The 15,811-nt window shown below is 67.1% G+C and carries 12 protein-coding genes; 3 read left to right on the top strand and 9 right to left on the bottom strand.

Annotated elements, in window-relative coordinates:
* Positions 1–18: 18 nt before the first annotated feature.
* The 3 genes from QUS11_03485 to QUS11_03475 form a co-directional block, all read right to left on the bottom strand.
* Positions 19–687, bottom strand: a complete 669-nt coding sequence (locus QUS11_03485; protein ID MDM7992351.1) for a hypothetical protein — start codon at positions 685–687, stop codon at positions 19–21.
* Positions 688–803: 116 nt separating this feature from the next.
* Complete coding sequence (locus tag QUS11_03480) at positions 804–1,196, bottom strand: hypothetical protein (protein ID MDM7992350.1); 393 nt, start codon at positions 1,194–1,196, stop codon at positions 804–806.
* 39 nt (positions 1,197–1,235) lie between these two features.
* Positions 1,236–3,476: a hypothetical protein gene (locus tag QUS11_03475; protein ID MDM7992349.1), complete on the bottom strand. Its 2,241-nt coding sequence runs from the start codon at positions 3,474–3,476 to the stop codon at positions 1,236–1,238.
* Positions 3,477–3,755: 279 nt separating this feature from the next.
* Between QUS11_03475 and QUS11_03470 the strand changes: the two genes are divergently transcribed.
* Positions 3,756–4,262 (top strand): hypothetical protein, encoded by a 507-nt coding sequence (locus tag QUS11_03470; GenBank protein MDM7992348.1) that lies wholly within the window; start codon positions 3,756–3,758, stop codon positions 4,260–4,262.
* Here the strand turns inward: QUS11_03470 and QUS11_03465 are convergent.
* On the bottom strand, positions 4,189–4,812 hold the full coding sequence (locus QUS11_03465; protein ID MDM7992347.1) for a hypothetical protein: 624 nt from the start codon (positions 4,810–4,812) through the stop codon (positions 4,189–4,191). The genes QUS11_03470 and QUS11_03465 overlap by 74 nt on opposite strands.
* A 139-nt stretch (positions 4,813–4,951) precedes the next feature.
* Here QUS11_03465 and QUS11_03460 point away from each other — a divergent pair, with 139 nt between their 5' ends.
* Positions 4,952–6,682, top strand: a complete 1,731-nt coding sequence (locus QUS11_03460; GenBank protein ID MDM7992346.1) for a YgiQ family radical SAM protein — start codon at positions 4,952–4,954, stop codon at positions 6,680–6,682.
* Between the two features lie 203 nt (positions 6,683–6,885).
* Here the strand turns inward: QUS11_03460 and QUS11_03455 are convergent, their stop codons facing one another.
* Genes QUS11_03455 through QUS11_03445 form a run of 3 tightly spaced genes read right to left on the bottom strand, consistent with a single transcriptional unit; the run spans position 6,886 to position 9,870 of the window.
* Entirely contained in the window at positions 6,886–7,575 is a 690-nt protein-coding gene (locus QUS11_03455) for an anaerobic ribonucleoside-triphosphate reductase activating protein (GenBank protein ID MDM7992345.1), read from the bottom strand.
* Positions 7,572–7,754, bottom strand: a complete 183-nt coding sequence (nrdD, locus tag QUS11_03450) for an anaerobic ribonucleoside-triphosphate reductase (GenBank protein MDM7992344.1) — start codon at positions 7,752–7,754, stop codon at positions 7,572–7,574. Before nrdD ends, QUS11_03455 begins: the two co-directional genes overlap by 4 nt.
* Positions 7,747–9,870: a ribonucleoside triphosphate reductase gene (locus tag QUS11_03445; GenBank protein MDM7992343.1), complete on the bottom strand. Its 2,124-nt coding sequence runs from the start codon at positions 9,868–9,870 to the stop codon at positions 7,747–7,749. The genes nrdD and QUS11_03445 overlap by 8 nt, the downstream gene beginning before the upstream one ends.
* Before the next feature lie 190 nt (positions 9,871–10,060).
* Between QUS11_03445 and QUS11_03440 the strand changes: the two genes are divergently transcribed.
* Entirely contained in the window at positions 10,061–11,002 is a 942-nt protein-coding gene (locus QUS11_03440) for a DMT family transporter (GenBank protein ID MDM7992342.1), read from the top strand.
* Here the strand turns inward: QUS11_03440 and QUS11_03435 are convergent.
* Complete coding sequence (locus QUS11_03435; GenBank protein ID MDM7992341.1) at positions 10,946–13,543, bottom strand: pitrilysin family protein; 2,598 nt, start codon at positions 13,541–13,543, stop codon at positions 10,946–10,948. The genes QUS11_03440 and QUS11_03435 overlap by 57 nt on opposite strands.
* A 42-nt stretch (positions 13,544–13,585) precedes the next feature.
* Positions 13,586–15,802 carry a hypothetical protein gene (locus QUS11_03430; protein ID MDM7992340.1) on the bottom strand — a complete coding sequence of 739 codons (2,217 nt, stop codon included), beginning with the start codon at positions 15,800–15,802 and terminating at the stop codon, positions 13,586–13,588.
* Positions 15,803–15,811 lie beyond the last annotated feature (9 nt).

The following is a 15,811-nucleotide window of genomic DNA, read 5'->3' as shown; positions in this document are numbered from 1 at the left end:
ATCAGGAACTCACACCAGTCAGGGGCGAAGGAGCTCCAGCGGGATGAAGACCTCCTGCTGGCCGAAGCAGTAGGGGCTGACGGCGTACTCCGCGAAGCGCACAGTGAAACCGGCGAGGGCGCCCGAGGAGTCGGGCACCGGCCACAGCATCGAGTAGTTCTCCCAGTACGGCCCTGCGCCTCTCAGGATCCACTCCATGTCCGGTTCGGGACCGAGCCTCGCCTCAAGGGTGTCGCAGACGATTGCCGAGAATCTGACGAGTTCGGCCGAATCCGCCAGCAGGTCGCGCGAGTCGATCGCGGCCCAATTCAGCAATACGGGACCGCCTTCGAGGGCGTACCTGTACAGGATCGTGTTGTTCATGCCGTGGGCGCCGCCTGTGAACCACCAGTATTCGCACGTCGCGACGGCAAAGCCGTCAGGGGCGGGGAGCAGACTCATGCCGCCCTCGATCATCCAGGACTCCCACTCTTCAAGTTCGCCGGCAGGTAGGGTGGAATCGGCGCTGTTCGCGAAGGAGATCCTCACATCCTCCATGTCCGTGACGGCCTCGGCCCACAGGAACTCGAGGCCCGGCTCAACGGGCGGGTACATGAAGTTGTAGGACCATCCGTGTCCGGAGTCGGCCACGGTGCAGGGCTTCTCGTAATCCAGAGTCACAGTGCGCGATGGCGACTCGTAAACCACGGCCGGCTCTGTGCCGGATCCCGCACTCCAGCCTGCTGTCGCAGCGAGTGCTGCAAGGACTGCAGTGATCAGCAGGGCACCGGCACGGGAACGGTGAGGCGAAATGGTTGAAGACGTCAGGACCGGCATGGTGTCTTGCTCCCTTCCCTGGAGCAGTTCTGCACGCAGTTGCAGAATCCGTGGAAGTTGGCGCAGATGCCGCCGAAGATGGAGAACAGGCCCCAGAAGAGTGGGCCGCCCAGTATCTGAAGCCAGCCCGGCGCCGATCCGATGACCTGCGCGAGCTGTACGCCCCAGGCCACCATGTAGCATCCCGCCACTATGCAGGCATGGCCGAAGACGATCTGTCCCCGCTTCCCTCCCCGGAATCCCAGGTAGGTAAGCGCGACTCCGATCAGGAGAGGGATGACGGGCCCGGCACCGCCTGCGCCGCCCGCGATCCCGAGGATGCCCAGAACTGCCAGGATGATGCCCAGCACGATCGCGACGGGACTCCTTCGACCTGTCATGATCCCCTCCGTTATAACGGCCTGTTCCTGCGACCGGGTCTAGAGTCTCACCAGGCTGCGCACCACCGATCCCGACGGGCAGTCGAGCCTGAGGAAGTAGATGCCCGCGGGCACGTCGTCCGCGGTCCAGCGCAGCCCGTGCATTCCCTCCGATGCATCCCCGTCGAGGAGAACCTCCACGAGTCTGCCATCCAGCCCGTAGACGGCGAGCCTCGCGACTCCGGCCGCGGGCAGGCTGAAGGACAAATCCAGAGGAGCCGAGGACGGGTTCGGCGTCGGGTGGTCGAGTGCCGGGCGGGCGACAAGCGGCGGGCCCCCGATGCCCGTGATCGTCCATGTGACGGTGACGGAGTCGGCACCCTCGGCGCTGAAGTCTGGGCCTACGGCCTCGACCAGGAGGGTCGTCACCGTCTCACCGGCGTCCCTGACGACTTCGGGCACGAAGCAGGCGTTGTCGGGCGTGCCCCAGAGGAACGTTCGCGAGCCGCTGTCGTCGAGGCGGTACACGTTGTACTGGTAGACATCGCCGGGCGAGCGGGTCCACCTCAGGCGCACCGAGGCGTGATCGTCGTCGCTCTGGTAGAAACCGTCGACCCAGAGGCTCGTCGGTGGAGCCGGAGGATCGGGCGGGCCGTCGAGGAGGCCGAGTCTGCCGATCCTGGCGTCGAAGTCGGATATGGCGGACGGTGAGACGAACCGCAGGCCCAGGGCCTCGAGGGTGTGGCCGGAACAGGACGAGAGGCTGACGGTCTTCAGGTTCCATCCCGCCTGGTACGAGCTGCCGACGTCGATGAATGCGCCGGGTCCCGAGGTGTCGTCCAGGTCGAGGGCTATCTGGATCCTGCTGGGCTGTCCCGCCGCGTCGGCCTTGAAGGCGATGACGCAGGAGCTGGACGAACCCAGGGCTATGTCGGTGGAGTAGAGCATCAGGTCGGAGGGCGTGCCGGCCGCCAGGTCGCCCGATACCGAGAGGCATGTCCCGCCGTAGTAGGCGTCGTCCCAGACGAGGTCGGGGTAGAGAGGGGTGCTAGCGCTGGTCGATATCCACCGCCACGTAGGGAGGACGTCCTGCAGGGAGAGGTTGCTCCATTCCCCGGTTCTCTCCACCAGGCCGTCGATCGCGTAGATGCCTCCCTGCCCGGTGCTGAAGTTCGTGACGAAGGGGCAGGAGCCGATCACGGAGCGGTCGGGCACGTAGTGGGCCATCCCCTTCCACGGATCGGAGGTGGAAGTGTTGGAGGGATCGCGGTTGGCTCCGACCCAGAACCGGTTCTCCTTCTGGTAGAAGTCCGCAGGGCCCGTGGACGAGTTGAAGCACCACTCCGGCCTGTAGAAACCGAGAGACGTCCGATGGGACTGCCCCTCGGGGAACAGCACCGCCCAGTTGACCGACGAACCGTACCCGTTCGCCTCGACGTCGGCGCCCGCGAAGAGCTCGTAGCGGCTCCTGCCGTAGCTCTCGGCCAGGGTGCCGGAGTTCACGAGGCCGGTCTGGTTCCAGTTGAAGTTGATGAAGAACTCGTCGGAGATGACCCCGCCGTCGTGGAAGAACATGTCGTTGCTGGCGTTGAGGGCGTTCTGCCAGGCGATGGCCCCGTTCTCGATCATCGCGTCGTACCACATGATGTCGATGTCGGAGACCGTCTGGACGTAATCCATGAAGTCGCGCACCTGGGTCGCCAGCTGAGCGTTCCCGCCCGCCGTCTCCTGGTTGATGAACCAGCCCTCGAAACCGTAGTACTCGGCCGCCTCGATGAGCTTGTCCGCCACCGGGAAGGTGCCGCCGTCCTCCTGGACGAGGTCCCACACCCATTCGATCTGGCCGCCGTAGGCCGTGGGCGGGAAGAAGACCGTTCCATACACCGGCACGCCGTTCCTGTGGGCGGCGTCTATCACATAGGGGGCCGGAGCCAGGATGAGCCCCTCGCCGGCCGATCCGCCCCAAAAGACCATGATGTCGATGTACATCCAGTAGTTGGGCGCGAAGACGTCGAAGTCCTCCCTGCCCTGGGAGGGATTGCTGCTGGTGCCGTACCAGGCGCACAGAGTGGAGATCTGTGCCTCCCCGGAGCGTGCATGGGGGTTGACCTGGATCCCGTAGGGTATCCTGGACGCGAGCGGGACGGAGGAGACGTTGTAGGGGGCGTCTGGATCGGTTGCCGGGTCCCACGAGAGGATCTCGTCGGGGTACCAGTAGGAGCATAGCGGCTGGCCGGGAGGGAACTGGGCCGCGGCGGAGCTCGTGAGGAGGGAAAGGCACAGCGGCGTCAGCGTCTTCATGGCTCATCCTTCGACGTTGCGGAATGCCGGACCGTCCATCGGGGTACAGAATAGGGCGGGGGCGGGGGCTCGTCCATCCCGCGGGATGAGATGTCCGCAAGACGATTGCCGGCACGCCCGGGCGGCGGCAGATTCGCAAGCGTAGAGCCGGCGTCCCGGAGGCGCCGGCCGGGCAGGAAGATGGAGAGAGTTAAAGGAGTTAAAAGCGTTCTTGGTGGGGGCGTTCTTGATCGCCTATCCGGTCGCCTGCCGCAGGGGTGACAGAGGAGAAAGTCAAAGGTGTTAAAAGCGTTCCTGGTGGTTGCATCGTTCTTTCCGGATCTGCAGTGCCTGCCCGCAGGGGTGTGCGGGCTCTGGCACGGGATGCCGATGGTCCCCGCCGGCTATGCCCGAATGTACGCCCTCCTCGATGACGGGCGGTTCGTGTGGCGCGAGAGCGAGATGGACGGGGAGGCCAGGCTCCGCGAGAGGTCCGGTTGCTGGAGCATGGAGGGGGACACGCTCGTTCTGAGGGTGTCGACCGACCTGGTGCGGGAGGGCGGGACGATGGAGCCCGCCACCGGCTCGACCGGCACCGACTCGGAGCTCGTCGGCTTCACCGAGGTGTACTACGACTACTTCGTTCCCGAAGAGGTCAGGATCGTAGCCTCGACCCCCGAGCTGGTGGAACCGGAGGACGACCCGGACCTGCCCGCGGGAATGTGGCGGATGATCATTGGGGGGGAGGACTACTGGCTGCTTTCCTCCGACCCCGGGACGATCCAGCTGATCCTGAACCGGGACTGACCCCGGCCCGGGCCTGTTCGTTATCACCCGCACCGGCGCCATCCGCCCGGCCCGTGCGGCCTTCGGCCGCCGGAACCGCCTGCGTGGCTACGGAACCGGCTGGAACCGCCCTGCCTTCTGACGCCAGCACGGCGTCGCGCCCCTCGAGCCTCATCCTGACAGCACGCTCGGTTCTGCCCAGGGCTTCGGCGATGGCGGAGGGAGTGGAGCCCTCGCCGGCCATGCGCCTGAGTTCTTCGTCGTCTTCGGGCGTCCACTTCTCGAAGGCCTTCGGGTGGAGCCTGTGCACCTCCTCGAGCTCGACCCTTCGCCTGTCGCCCGATTCGCGGTCCATCACCTTCAGGGCCGAGAGGACCGCCCTGCGGAAGGGCTCGAGACCGCTCTCGAAAACCACGATCCTGTCCTGCTTCCAGCCGCCGCGCTCGGCCCTGCGGCTCTGGGCCATGGACAGGAACACCCTGCCCCTGCCCGTCTCCCTCACGTCGAGGAAGTACCCCGCGCCGCGCGAAGCGACCCGCTCGCTCCAGATCGTCTGATTCCCGGACTCCATCCCTGCACCTCCATGCAAACTGGTGTTCCCATGACTAGTGTCGCTCATCCGGAACCCGGGCGCAAGGGGTGGGGGCCGGCCTTTTGTGTTATCGTCCGGAGTCTCTTTCGGACGGCTCCGTCAGCCGTCATGGAGCGCGATGGCAGCGGCAGGCGACGGTTTCCTCCCTGTCGACCGCAGGGGCATGGAGGCACTGGGCTGGGACGTCTGCGACGCCGTGATCGTCACGGGCGACGCATACGTCGACCATCCCTCGTTCGGCGCGGCCCTGATCGGCAGGCACCTGGAGTCGCTCGGCCACAGGGTGGGTATCATCTCCCAGCCCGACTGGAAGAACCCCGGCAGCCTCCTCGCCCTGGGGGTCCCGCGGCTCTTCGTGGGGATCACCTCCGGCGCGATGGATTCGATGGTGAACCACTACACGTCGTTCGGAAGGATCAGGTCCGACGACGCCTACACGCCCGGGGGCAGGGCCGGAACCAGGCCCGATCGCGCGGTGACGGTGTACGCGAACGCAGTCAGGCGGGCGATGCCGGGAGTCCCGATGGTGCTGGGCGGGATCGAGGCCAGCCTCAGGCGGCTCTCGCACTACGACTTCTGGTCGGAGCGGATGAGGAGGTCGATCCTCCTCGACACACGCGCCGACATCCTGGTCTACGGCATGGGGGAGAGGCAGATCGCCGAGATAGCGGCGAGGCTCTCGGAAGGTCGCGACCTGGACGGCATCCCCGGGACCGCGATCTGGAGGGGGGCTTCGCGCGCCGAGCCTCCCGAAGGGGCGGTGGTCCTTCCTTCGCACGAGGCTGTGTGCTCCGACCCCACCGCCTTCCTGGAGATGACACTGGCGGTGGAGGCCGAGGCAAGCCCCTGGTGCGGCAGGCCGCTCGTGCAGATGTCGGACAAGAGGATGACCGTCGTTCATCCTCCCGCGGAACCGCTTTCCGAAGGCGAGATGGACGCCCTGTACGCCCTGCCCTTCACCCGCAGGCCGCATCCTTCCTACACCGAACCCGTGCCGGCCTGGGAGATGATCCGCGATTCGGTGACGGCCGTCAGGGGATGTGCGGGAGGGTGCAGCTTCTGCGCCCTCGGCCTCCACCAGGGAAAACATCTCGTTTCGAGGAGCAGCGGGTCGGTTCTCGGGGAGGTGCGCATCCTGGCGTGTCAGGACTGGTTCCGCGGGACCGTCTCCGACATCGGCGGCCCGACCGCGAACATGTACGGGCTTCGCTGCACGAATCCCGAAGCGGAGAGGAAGTGCCGCCGCCCCTCGTGCCTCTTCCCCTCGCCGTGCCCCAACTTCCCGACTGACCAGACGGCCTATGCCGATCTCCTGGACGCCGCCGCCGGCATTCCCGGAGTGAAGCACACCCTGGTGGGCAGCGGGCTCCGGCTCGACCTGGCCGCACTCGACCCGGCATTCGTGAGGAGGCTCGCCAGCGGGCACGTGGGGGGGCACCTGAAGGTGGCGCCCGAGCACTTCTCCGCGCGGGTCCTCGAGCTGATGAGGAAGCCCGGCATCGCGACCTGGCGGCGGTTCCTCGAACTCTTCCGAGAGGCCTCGGCCGGGCGGGAGCAGTACGTGCTGCCCTACGTGATGGCGGCCTTTCCCGGCTGTACGATGAGGGACATGGAGGAGGCCGCGGAGGAGCTCAGGCGGTGCGGCCTCTCGCCGAGGCAGGTGCAGGCGTTCCTGCCCACTCCGATGACGCTCGCGACCTGCATGTACGCGACCGGGCTCTCCCCTGACGGGAGGGCGGTCGAAGTGGCGAGGAAGCCTTCGGACAAGAAGCGCCAGATCGACGTCCTGCCCGGGCTTTCCGGGAATCCGGGGAGGGGCCTGGAACCGGGGGGCCGCAGGAAGCTATAGAGGGGTGCCCTGCAGGAGTCGTTGCGGAACGACGCACTCGCGGCTACGGAACCCGGCCGGGACAGCACGCAGCAGGCCTACCGGGACGCAGTCATCCTTAGGGGGAGGGGTGCCGAACCCTCCTGCGGGCAGGCCAGCCAGCCTCCTTGAGAAGACCTCCTGCACTCCTCCCCCGCCCTTCCCGCACTCATTCGAATTCGGGATCAGCTCCTGACTAGGACCTCGTCGGCCATGCCCCTGACGAGTTCGGCGGCCTTCTCGGCGTAGCCCGCCGGATACGGCGCCAGGCCGGAGTACTCGGGAGACAGGGTCTTGCCGGGCCGGAACCGCTGGATCGCGTAACGCTTCACATGCCCTATCCTGCCGAGAATCTCCGGCAGGTCCCCGGCCGAAACGAGCCCCGGCACCAGTGTGGTCCTGAACTCGTAGCCGGGCATGGACGCCACCATGCCGGCCGACCTGAGCACATCCTCGAACGACGCCCTTCCGCCGGTGGCGTCCCTGTACCTCGCAGGCGGCGCCTTGAGGTCCATGGCCACGTAGTCGACCATGTCGAGGACGCCGGCGAGCCTGTCGGGGAGTGTGCCGTTCGTGTCGAGCTTGACCGGCAGACCCGTCTCGGACCTGATCCTGTCGATGAATGCGGCCAGGCCGGGCGACAGCAGGGGCTCGCCTCCGGTTATGCAGACCCCGTCGACGAAGCCCACCCTCCGCGACAGCAGGGAAAGCACCTCGTCCTCGCAGAGCGTGTACTGGTCCTCGAGCACGTCGGGACGCACCAGCTCGGGGTTGTGGCAGAACGGGCAGTAGAGGTTGCATCCCCCGAAGAAGACGACGGAGGATATCCTGCCGGGATACTCGATGAGGCTGGTGCCCAGGAACGACCGGATCAAACCGCCGGCTCCCCCTTGCCCTCGGGGGGAGGGGTGATGTCGACATAGGTCCTGTCGGCGAACTCGGCCTGCTTGCCCCTGTTCCAGTCCTGCACGGGCCGGTAGTACCCGACCACCCGCGAATAGACCTCGGCCTTCACGGCCTTGATCCTGGAGTCGCCCTTCTCTTCCTCAGTCATCTCCACCGATCCTCCCGACGTGAAGGAAAAGCCCGCCCTGGCCCGGGTCCGCGGCATCCGGCCCCATGGTCCTGTAGCTGCCCTCGGGCAGATCGACCTCGCCTTCCACCATCTCCCCGAACTTCTCGATCTCCTCGTCGGAGTGAGGGAAGGGGCAGTAGAAGCATTCCCCGGGGACGTACCCGTGGACAGGGCATATCGAAAACGTTGGCGTGAAGCTGAAATAGGGGAGCCTGAACCTTGTGACTATCCGCCTGGCCAGGTCCCTGACGGTTCTCCAGTCCGTGATGGCCTCGCCGATGAACACGTGCACCACAGTGCCCCCCGTGAACATCGCCTGGAGGGGGTCCTGGTGCTCGAGGAGGCTGTAGATGTCGGTACGGTCGTTCACCGGCGGATGGACCGAATTGGTGTAGTACGGGCTGGTGGAACCCATCGTGTAGATGCCGGGGAACCTGTCGAGGTCCTTCCTCGCGAGCCTGTAGGAGGCGCCTTCGGCGGGGGAGGCCTCGAGGTTGTAGAGGTTCCCCGTCTGCTCCTGGAACTCCGAGAGGATATCCCGCATGAAACCGAGTACCGACACGGCCCATTCCGCGGATCCGGGCGCCAGGATCCCCTCGCCGAGCAGGTTGCGGCAGGCCTCGTTCATCCCGATGAGGCCGATGGTGGAGAAGTGGTTGGCCCAGTAGGAGCCGCTCACCCTCCGTATGCCGCCCAGGTAGTGCCTGGTGTAGGGGTAGAGGCCGCGCTCGGTGAGCTCCTCGACGGCTCTCCGCTTGAGCTCGAGCGAATCCCGCGAGAGTTCCATGACCTGCCTGAGGCGTCTGCGGAACTCGGCATCCCCGCCTCCCCTGGAGAGCCATGCGATCCTCGGCAGGTTGATCGTGACGACCCCGATGGATCCGGTGAGGGGGTTGGAGCCGAAGAGCCCGCCGCCCCTCTTCCTGAGTTCGCGGTTGTCGAGCCGCAGCCTGCAGCACATGCTGCGCGCATCCTCCGGGTCCATGTCGGAGTTCACGAAGTTGCTGAAGTAGGGAATGCCGTACTTGCCGGTCATCTCCCATATCGGCCTGAGGTTCTCGTCGTCCCAGTCGAAGTCGCTGGTGAGGTTGTACGTGGGGATGGGGAAGGTGAAGATCCTGCCCTTCGAGTCGCCCTCCATCATGAGCTGGGCGAAGACCGCGTTGAAGAGGTTCATCTCCTCCTGGAAGTCGCCGTAGCGCCAGCCCGTGGGGCGGCCGCCCAGGAGGACCTCTTCGTCTGCCATCCTGGATGGTACCCTGAGGTCCATCGTGATGTTCGTGAACGGCGTCTGGAAACCGACCCTCGTGGGGATGTTCACGTTGAACAGGAACTCCTGCAGGGCCTGCCTGACCTCGTCTGCCGAGAGGTTGTCGGCCCTTATGAACGGCGCGAGCAGCGTGTCGAAGTTCGAGAAGGCCTGAGCCCCCGCGGCCTCGCCCTGGAGCGTGTAGAAGAAGTTGACGATCTGCCCGAGGGCGGTGCGGAGGTGCCTGGGAGGGGCCGACTCGATCTTGCCCCTCGCGCCGCGGAAGCCTTCGAGCAGCAGCTCGCGGAGGTCCCACCCGACGCAGTACGGGCCCAGGATGCCCAGGTCGTGGATGTGGATGTCGCCCGTGTCGTGGGCCTCCTTGATGGCCGGCGTGTAGATGCGCCCGAGCCAGTACCGCGCGGTGATCGAGCTGGAGAGGTAGAAGTTGAGGCCCTGGAGGGAGTAGTTCATGTTGGAGTTCTCGTTGACCCTCCAGTCCTCCTTCCCCAGGTAGTCGCCCACCAGGCCGTCGATGCCCCCTATGAGCCGTCCCACGTCCTTCGCCTCGGCCCTCTTCTCGCGGTAGAGGATGAACTGCCGGGCCGCTGCCGTGAGCTTGCGAAGGACGAGGGTCTCCTCGATGAAGTCCTGGACCTGCTCGACCGTGGGGATCGAACCCCTGCGGAAGAAGCTCATGTAGAGGGCCGCCTCGACCTGGTTCACGATGTCGGAGGCATCCTCGGGAGTCTCCGTGGACGCGAGCACGTTCTCGATCGGGCGGAGGATCTCGCCGCGGCGGTAGCTCTCCACCTCGCCAGTGGCCTTGCGAACGAGCCAGTCCATATGCAGGAACTCCGATGCTCTACGGTTTGTTGTCCGACAACCCCGCTTCGATAATAGCCCGGCAGGGTCCCCCGTCAAGCCCGAAAACACAACATATTGTGGCGGCAGCGGGGCTGCCTGCCTATATGTTGCAGTATCAATGCTCTGGCTCGGAGCCCTTCACCCGGGTCCCGGAGGTCGCGTCCAGCCCATGAGACTCTCGATCGCGAAGAGGTACGGCCTGGCTTCGGTGGCGCTCTGGTCGACGGCGGCGACGGCGTTCAAGCTCGCCCTCGCCGGGTCCGGGCCCTGCATGGTGGTGCTGACGGCATCGGTGGTCTCCCTTGCGTTCCTCGCAGTCCTGTGCGCCTCCACCGGCGCCAGGCTCACCTGGAGGATCATGCTGGAGGCCCTGCCCAGGGGGATCCTCAATCCCTTCGTCTACTACCTGGTCCTCCTCGAGGCGTACGACAGGCTGCCGGCCCAGATCGCGATGGTGGTCAACTACCTGTGGCCGGTGGTCCTGGTGCTTCTGCACGCGGCCCTGGGGAGGCGGAGGCTCCGCGCCGGGAGCCTGCTGGCAGTACTGATAAGCTTCGGCGGGGTGGCGGTCCTGGCCCTGCTCGGGCCCGAAGACGGCGGAAGGGCGGATACGGCCGGTCTCGCTCTCGCGCTGGCCAGCACGGTCATCTGGGCATGCTACTGGATACTGGGCCTCGGAAGAGGGGGTTCGGACGCACCGGAAAGCGTCGGGCTCCTGGCGGGTTTCGCCTGGGGGGTGCTCTTCCTCGCAGCCTACACGGCAGTCACCGGAAGCTTCGCGATCCCGGACGCCCGGTCGGCGGTTGCCGGAGTCTGGATCGGCCTCTTCGAGATGGGGCTGACGTACGTGCTCTGGTCGAGAGCCCTGTCGCTCGCGAAGGAGCCTGCGGAGGTCGGGAGCCTCGTGTACCTGACCCCGTTCCTGTCGCTCTGCTTCATAGCTCTCGTGCTGGGCGAGGAGATCAGGCCCGCAACGCTGCCGGGGCTCGCGCTCGTACTCGCGGGGATCGCCGTCCAGAGACGGGTGGAGTCGCGGGGAAGGACCCGCGGGGGCTCAGAAAGGCAGGCCTCCGACGTCCCCGGCGACCGACACGAACCTCGCACCCCGTGAGAGCCAGCGGGCCGCGGTATCCCGGATCATCACGGGCGTCACGGCCAGGGTGTTGCGGGAGTCCTCCACGTCCCTGTCCAGCCTCCTCCCGGTGGCCGCCGAACCCAGCAGGTAGCCCGCCAGCGAATCGTAGTCGTGCAGGTTCATCGCCTTCCTGCCGACCGACGAGGCCTTGAACAGGTCGATGGTCTTGGTGTCGAAGAGCGTGCCGGCCGCGCGGTCCAGCTCGTCCTCGATCATCTCCAGCACCCTCCCTGCGCTGTCGCGGGAGGTGGCGGCATACGCTATGAACCTGCCGTAGAGGCCGGTGCAGATGTAGTCGCAGCCCACCTGGTAGGCCAGCCCGTGCTGCTCCCTTATCCTCCGCTCCAGCCTGGAGTTCATGCCGTCGCCGAGGATCCTCGACAGGAGGCGGAAGGCATGATGGTCGGCCGCATCCCTCGCGGGGGCCTCCGCGCCCAGGACCACGGCGGCCTGGGTCCTGCCCTCCATCGCCGTCCTGATGCGCACTCCCGCCTCCGGCACCACGGGCGTCCAGGACGGCGGCAGGAATGATCCCGGACCGGCCCATCCCCCGAAGATGCCCGAAGCGTCCGCCAGGAGCCTGTCCGCATCGAACCAGCCCACCGCGACCAGGACCGAGCCTTCGGGCCTCGCGCAGACCGAGTGCAGCGAAACCAAGTCCTCCCGGGATATCCTCGACACCGATTCGCACGTGGGGACGCCCGACCGCTCCCGCTTCTCGGACATGGCGAAGGCGAGCTGTTCGACGGCCCTTCCGAAGGGAGTGTCGACCCTGTGGCAGATCTCGGCGACCTTCTCCTCCACGACCCTGGCCACGTCCTCCCGCCTGAACGCGGGCTTCATGACGAGATCCGCCAGGAACGAGAGCCCGGTGCGGATGTCGCGGGCGTGGAGCCCCGCGGCTGCGAAGGAGTACTCGCGGTCGGCCTCGTGTACGAATCCGGCACCCGTCCTCTCCAGCCTCCTGTTGAACGCCAGGTAGTCCTCGGATTCGTTTCCGTAGGCCAGCGCCTCGACGCACACCGACGAGAGCCCGGACAGTTCCCACGGATCGGCGGCGGCCGCCATCGGGAACGAAAGGGCGAGGGAGACCAGGGGGAAGGTGTCGTCGCGCTTCATCAGCATCCGCAGGCCATTGTCGAGCATCGCGGTCTCCACTCCGTCGCTGACGCCCGAAGGCGGGACGGAGAGCATCTCTGCGGTAACCGGTATCGCGGGGAGACCGGCTGGTTCGGGGGGTGCGATGTCGCCTGCCGGATCCCGGAAGCCCATGGCCGTCGAATCGGATCCGGAGCCCGAAGGGATCAGCTCCGTCACCCAGCCCTTCGCCGGGTCGAGCCACCTCCTGCAGGCGCCCGCCAGGTCCGAAGGCGTCGCGCGCCTCACCTCCGCGGCGATCTTCGAGAACATGAAGGCGTCACCATGGATCAGGCCGGGCACCGCCAGGGCCCCCGCCGCCCCGAAGGGGCTGGCGTTCTCCATCAGGTCGAGCACCTCGCCCCTGTTCCTCAGGCTCTCGAACTCGCCGGCCGGAAGGGGGGCGGCGCCCAGCAGGGAGATCTCACGGAGGATCATCGACTCGACCAGTGCGACGTCGGCCCCGGGGTAGAGCGAGGTCCTGATCTGGAAGAGCCCGGGGCACGCGGTGAATCCGATGTCGGCCGAGACGCCCAGCGCGAGACCTCCGAGCACCAGCAGCTCGTCGAGCCGGCTCGACCGGGTGCCCGACAGCCAGTTGGCCGCCATGTCGAGGAGCGCCCAGTCGGGATGGCCCGGAGCGGGTGCCGGGAAGGAGATCGAAAGCCTCGGGATCGACGAGGGGTGCTCGAAGGACGTCCTCCCGGGAGGGTTGAGCAGGCCTTCGGCCGGATAGACCGCCCGGGTGCCCGGGGGCATGGCACCGAAGTACCGGTCTGCGGCCCTCCTGACGCGGTCGGCATCCACTCCGCCTGCGACGGCCAGGACTGCGTTGGACGCCCCGTAGAAGCGCGAGTGGAATGCGGCTGCCCCGAAGTGGTCGAAAGCTGCTATGTCGCGCTCGAATCCTATCACCGGGCTCCCGTAGGGGTGGCTTCGGTAGGCCTGTGCGGAGAGAACCTCCTCCATGGCGCCCGCGGCGCTCTCGACGCACGAGGTCCTGCGCTCCTCGAGGATGACGTCCCTCTCCCTGGCCACCTCGCCGGCGTCGAAGACGGGCGAGATCATCCTGTCCGCCTCGAGTTCGAGCGCGGTCTCGACGCCGGCCGCCGGGAGCACCTCGTAGTAGCACGTCAGGTCCCTCGACGTGTAGGCGTTGGTCAGGCCGCCGAAGCTCTGGATCCGGCCCCAGAACAGGCTGCCGGGGAACCTCGCGGTGCCCTTGAAGAGCATGTGCTCGACCAGGTGGCTGAGCCCGCGCGTGCCGTCGCCCTCGAGCGCCGACCCGGCCCTCAGGCACGTGAGCACCGCCGCGACGGGCGTGAAGGGCATGGGCAGGACGAGGAGCTCGAGGCCGTTGGGCAGAACGGCGCTCTCCACGTGGTCATGGATGTCCAGGGGATCCTCCAGTCGTCATGAGTTTCAGGGGAGGAGCACGGTCCTCGCGGTCAGCGGACGGGAGCCCTGCCGCACCAGGATCGCGAGATAGAGCCCCGGGGGCGCCCCGGGGAGTCCGACCGTCAGTTCCGTGTCTCCCGGGAGGTCTTCGAGCGGCTCGTCGGCCACGATCCTGCCCGCGCAGTCGTATACCAGCAGAGTGGCCGCCCCGCCCTCATCCAGACCCGAAAGGGCCAGGCGCATCGACCCCGAGCAGGGGTTGACCGCGACCATCGTTGCCTCGACCTGTTCCACGCCGTCGGCAACTCCCTCCGGACCCTGAAGGCATGCCTCGACCGAGTGTCCGCCGGCCGGCAGGGCCGGAAGGACGACGAAGATCCGCGAAGACCTGGCCTCCCAGGGTATAGAGACCCCGTCGAGCTTGACGTAGAGCACGGTTTCACTGTCGGGTACCTCGGTCACGAATGTGAGCCCCGGCCCGGCCGAACCTTCGAAGGATGCGGTCACGAGGTTCCCCGGGTTCCCCAGGGACGTGAAGGCGATGCCCGCCTCCTCTTCGAGGAACAGCCCGTAGTCCTCGGGGAACATCCAGCCGAAGTGCGGCATGCCTTCGAAGACGGAGCAGATGCTGTCGATGGAGGCGAAGACCGCGGGGCTGCCCCAGCCGAACATCCTGTCGGGATGGCATCCCAGCAGGGCGTGCTTGCCCCTGTCGAGGACCGTGGTCGCGTACTCGTACGGAGCCGGCGGGTAGTCGCCCCACCAGACCGTGTTGCTCCCCCAGATGGAGCCCCCCGGCTCCTCGTAGTGCGACATGTACTGGTCGATGAAGGGCTCGCCGCCGATCTGCTCGTACCACCTGATCCCGTTGCAGTAGAAGTCGAAGCCGTATGCGGCCACGGCCTCGAGGCCGCTCTGGCTCGTCCTGTGGCCCGGGAACCTCATGGCACGTATCTGCGAGTTGTCGAGGCCGATGGCGGCCAGATCCTGCCTCATCACGGAGAACCTCTCCATGTGCTCGGCGGGTTCGTACGTGATGAACTCGTGGTACGGGTCCCACGCCGAGTCCGGGGAGGGCGTGTGGTGGTACCCGTGGGAGCCGAGGGTCACCTGGCCGGCCCAGGGCAGGGCGTCGTCCTGGATGTCGACGAGCCACTGCCGGTACCCGGGCGGGGCGAAGTCGGCCAGGCGCCAGACGGAATGCCAGTGCGACCAGCTCTGCTCGAAGCCCTGCTCGGCCCACATCGAGTCGCAGTTCGGGGCCAGGATGGCGTCGGGCAGGATGATCCAGTTCATCTTCATGTCGGGATGGTTCTCCAGAAGGGCGATGAGCCAGGCCGAGACCCATTCGCCGCCCTCCGCCGATTCGGAGAAGGCCCAGAGCGTGGTGTCGGGGGGATGGCGGAACGGAAGGTCGTCGAGCATCCAGGAGGCGGTCCTCTCGAGCCCCGACGGATGGGCCGAGAGATAGGAGGGGATGAAGCCCGGCTCGAGGGCTATCCTGAAGAAGCCGCGGACCTCCCTGCCGGCGGTGAGGATCGAGTGCAGGTCGGGCCCCACCGCGGTCTCCCGGGGCGGTTCCGTGTCGAGCAGCCGGAGCCGGAGTGCGGGCCCGGGCGCCGGCGGGTCATCCAGGGCCAGTATGTCGAGGGCGGGATTTGGGAACACCAGGCGCGCTTCGAGCAGCCCGTCGAGCCGCGACAGGCGGACGGCCTGGTCGCCCGAGATTCGGCAGAGGCCGTGCGTCCCGGTGAGTTCGAGCGCCCTGTCGGGGCCGGACTGGTTGGAGAACGAGGCCGAGTCGAACGGCTGGAGGCTCATGCCCATCTCCAGGGGTTCCAAGATCGGAGCCTCGCCGGTCGCCTCCAGCAGGACGGCCACCTCCATCCCGCGCCCCACCAGGCGGTATGTCACTTCCGCGGCCAGCGGCAGTTCGATCATGCCCGCGGCGAACCCCGGAGACGAGAACACCGCCTCGGTGTCAGAGAGCATCTCCAGGGTGCCGTCCATGGGGGCCAGGCTGCCGCAGCGCAGGGCGCAGAAGTCGCCGCCGGACGCGAGGTCGATGCCGGTCGGGAGGTCTTCGAACCGTGTCACCGAACCCGCCGGCGCCACCGAGCCGGAGGCCGTTATCTCGACCTGGACCAGGCCGTTGGAAAGCACGGCCGAGCGCACCCCGGCCGCCCCGGGTGCGGCTCCGGCCCATGCGGCAGCCACCAGCACCGTCAGCAGGTCGCGCATATCACATCC

The sequence above is a fragment of the Candidatus Fermentibacter sp. genome, assembly GCA_030373045.1.
GTDB lineage: Bacteria > Fermentibacterota > Fermentibacteria > Fermentibacterales > Fermentibacteraceae > Fermentibacter.
The sequence above is the reverse complement of the archived record's forward strand: the minus strand, read 5'-3'. Positions and strand labels throughout refer to the sequence as shown.

Excerpts from the sequence above, each read along its gene's own strand:
- QUS11_03480 (MDM7992350.1), bottom strand. The coding sequence starts at position 1,196 with ATGACAGGTCGAAGGAGTCCCGTCGCGATCGTGCTGGGCATCATCCTG.
- QUS11_03475 (MDM7992349.1), bottom strand. The coding sequence starts at position 3,476 with ATGAAGACGCTGACGCCGCTGTGCCTTTCCCTCCTCACGAGCTCCGCC.
- QUS11_03465 (MDM7992347.1), bottom strand. The coding sequence starts at position 4,812 with ATGGAGTCCGGGAATCAGACGATCTGGAGCGAGCGGGTCGCTTCGCGC.
- QUS11_03460 (MDM7992346.1), top strand. The coding sequence starts at position 4,952 with ATGGCAGCGGCAGGCGACGGTTTCCTCCCTGTCGACCGCAGGGGCATG.
- nrdD (MDM7992344.1), bottom strand. The coding sequence starts at position 7,754 with ATGACTGAGGAAGAGAAGGGCGACTCCAGGATCAAGGCCGTGAAGGCC.
- QUS11_03445 (MDM7992343.1), bottom strand. The coding sequence starts at position 9,870 with ATGGACTGGCTCGTTCGCAAGGCCACTGGCGAGGTGGAGAGCTACCGC.
- QUS11_03440 (MDM7992342.1), top strand. The coding sequence starts at position 10,061 with ATGAGACTCTCGATCGCGAAGAGGTACGGCCTGGCTTCGGTGGCGCTC.
- QUS11_03430 (MDM7992340.1), bottom strand. The coding sequence starts at position 15,802 with ATGCGCGACCTGCTGACGGTGCTGGTGGCTGCCGCATGGGCCGGAGCC.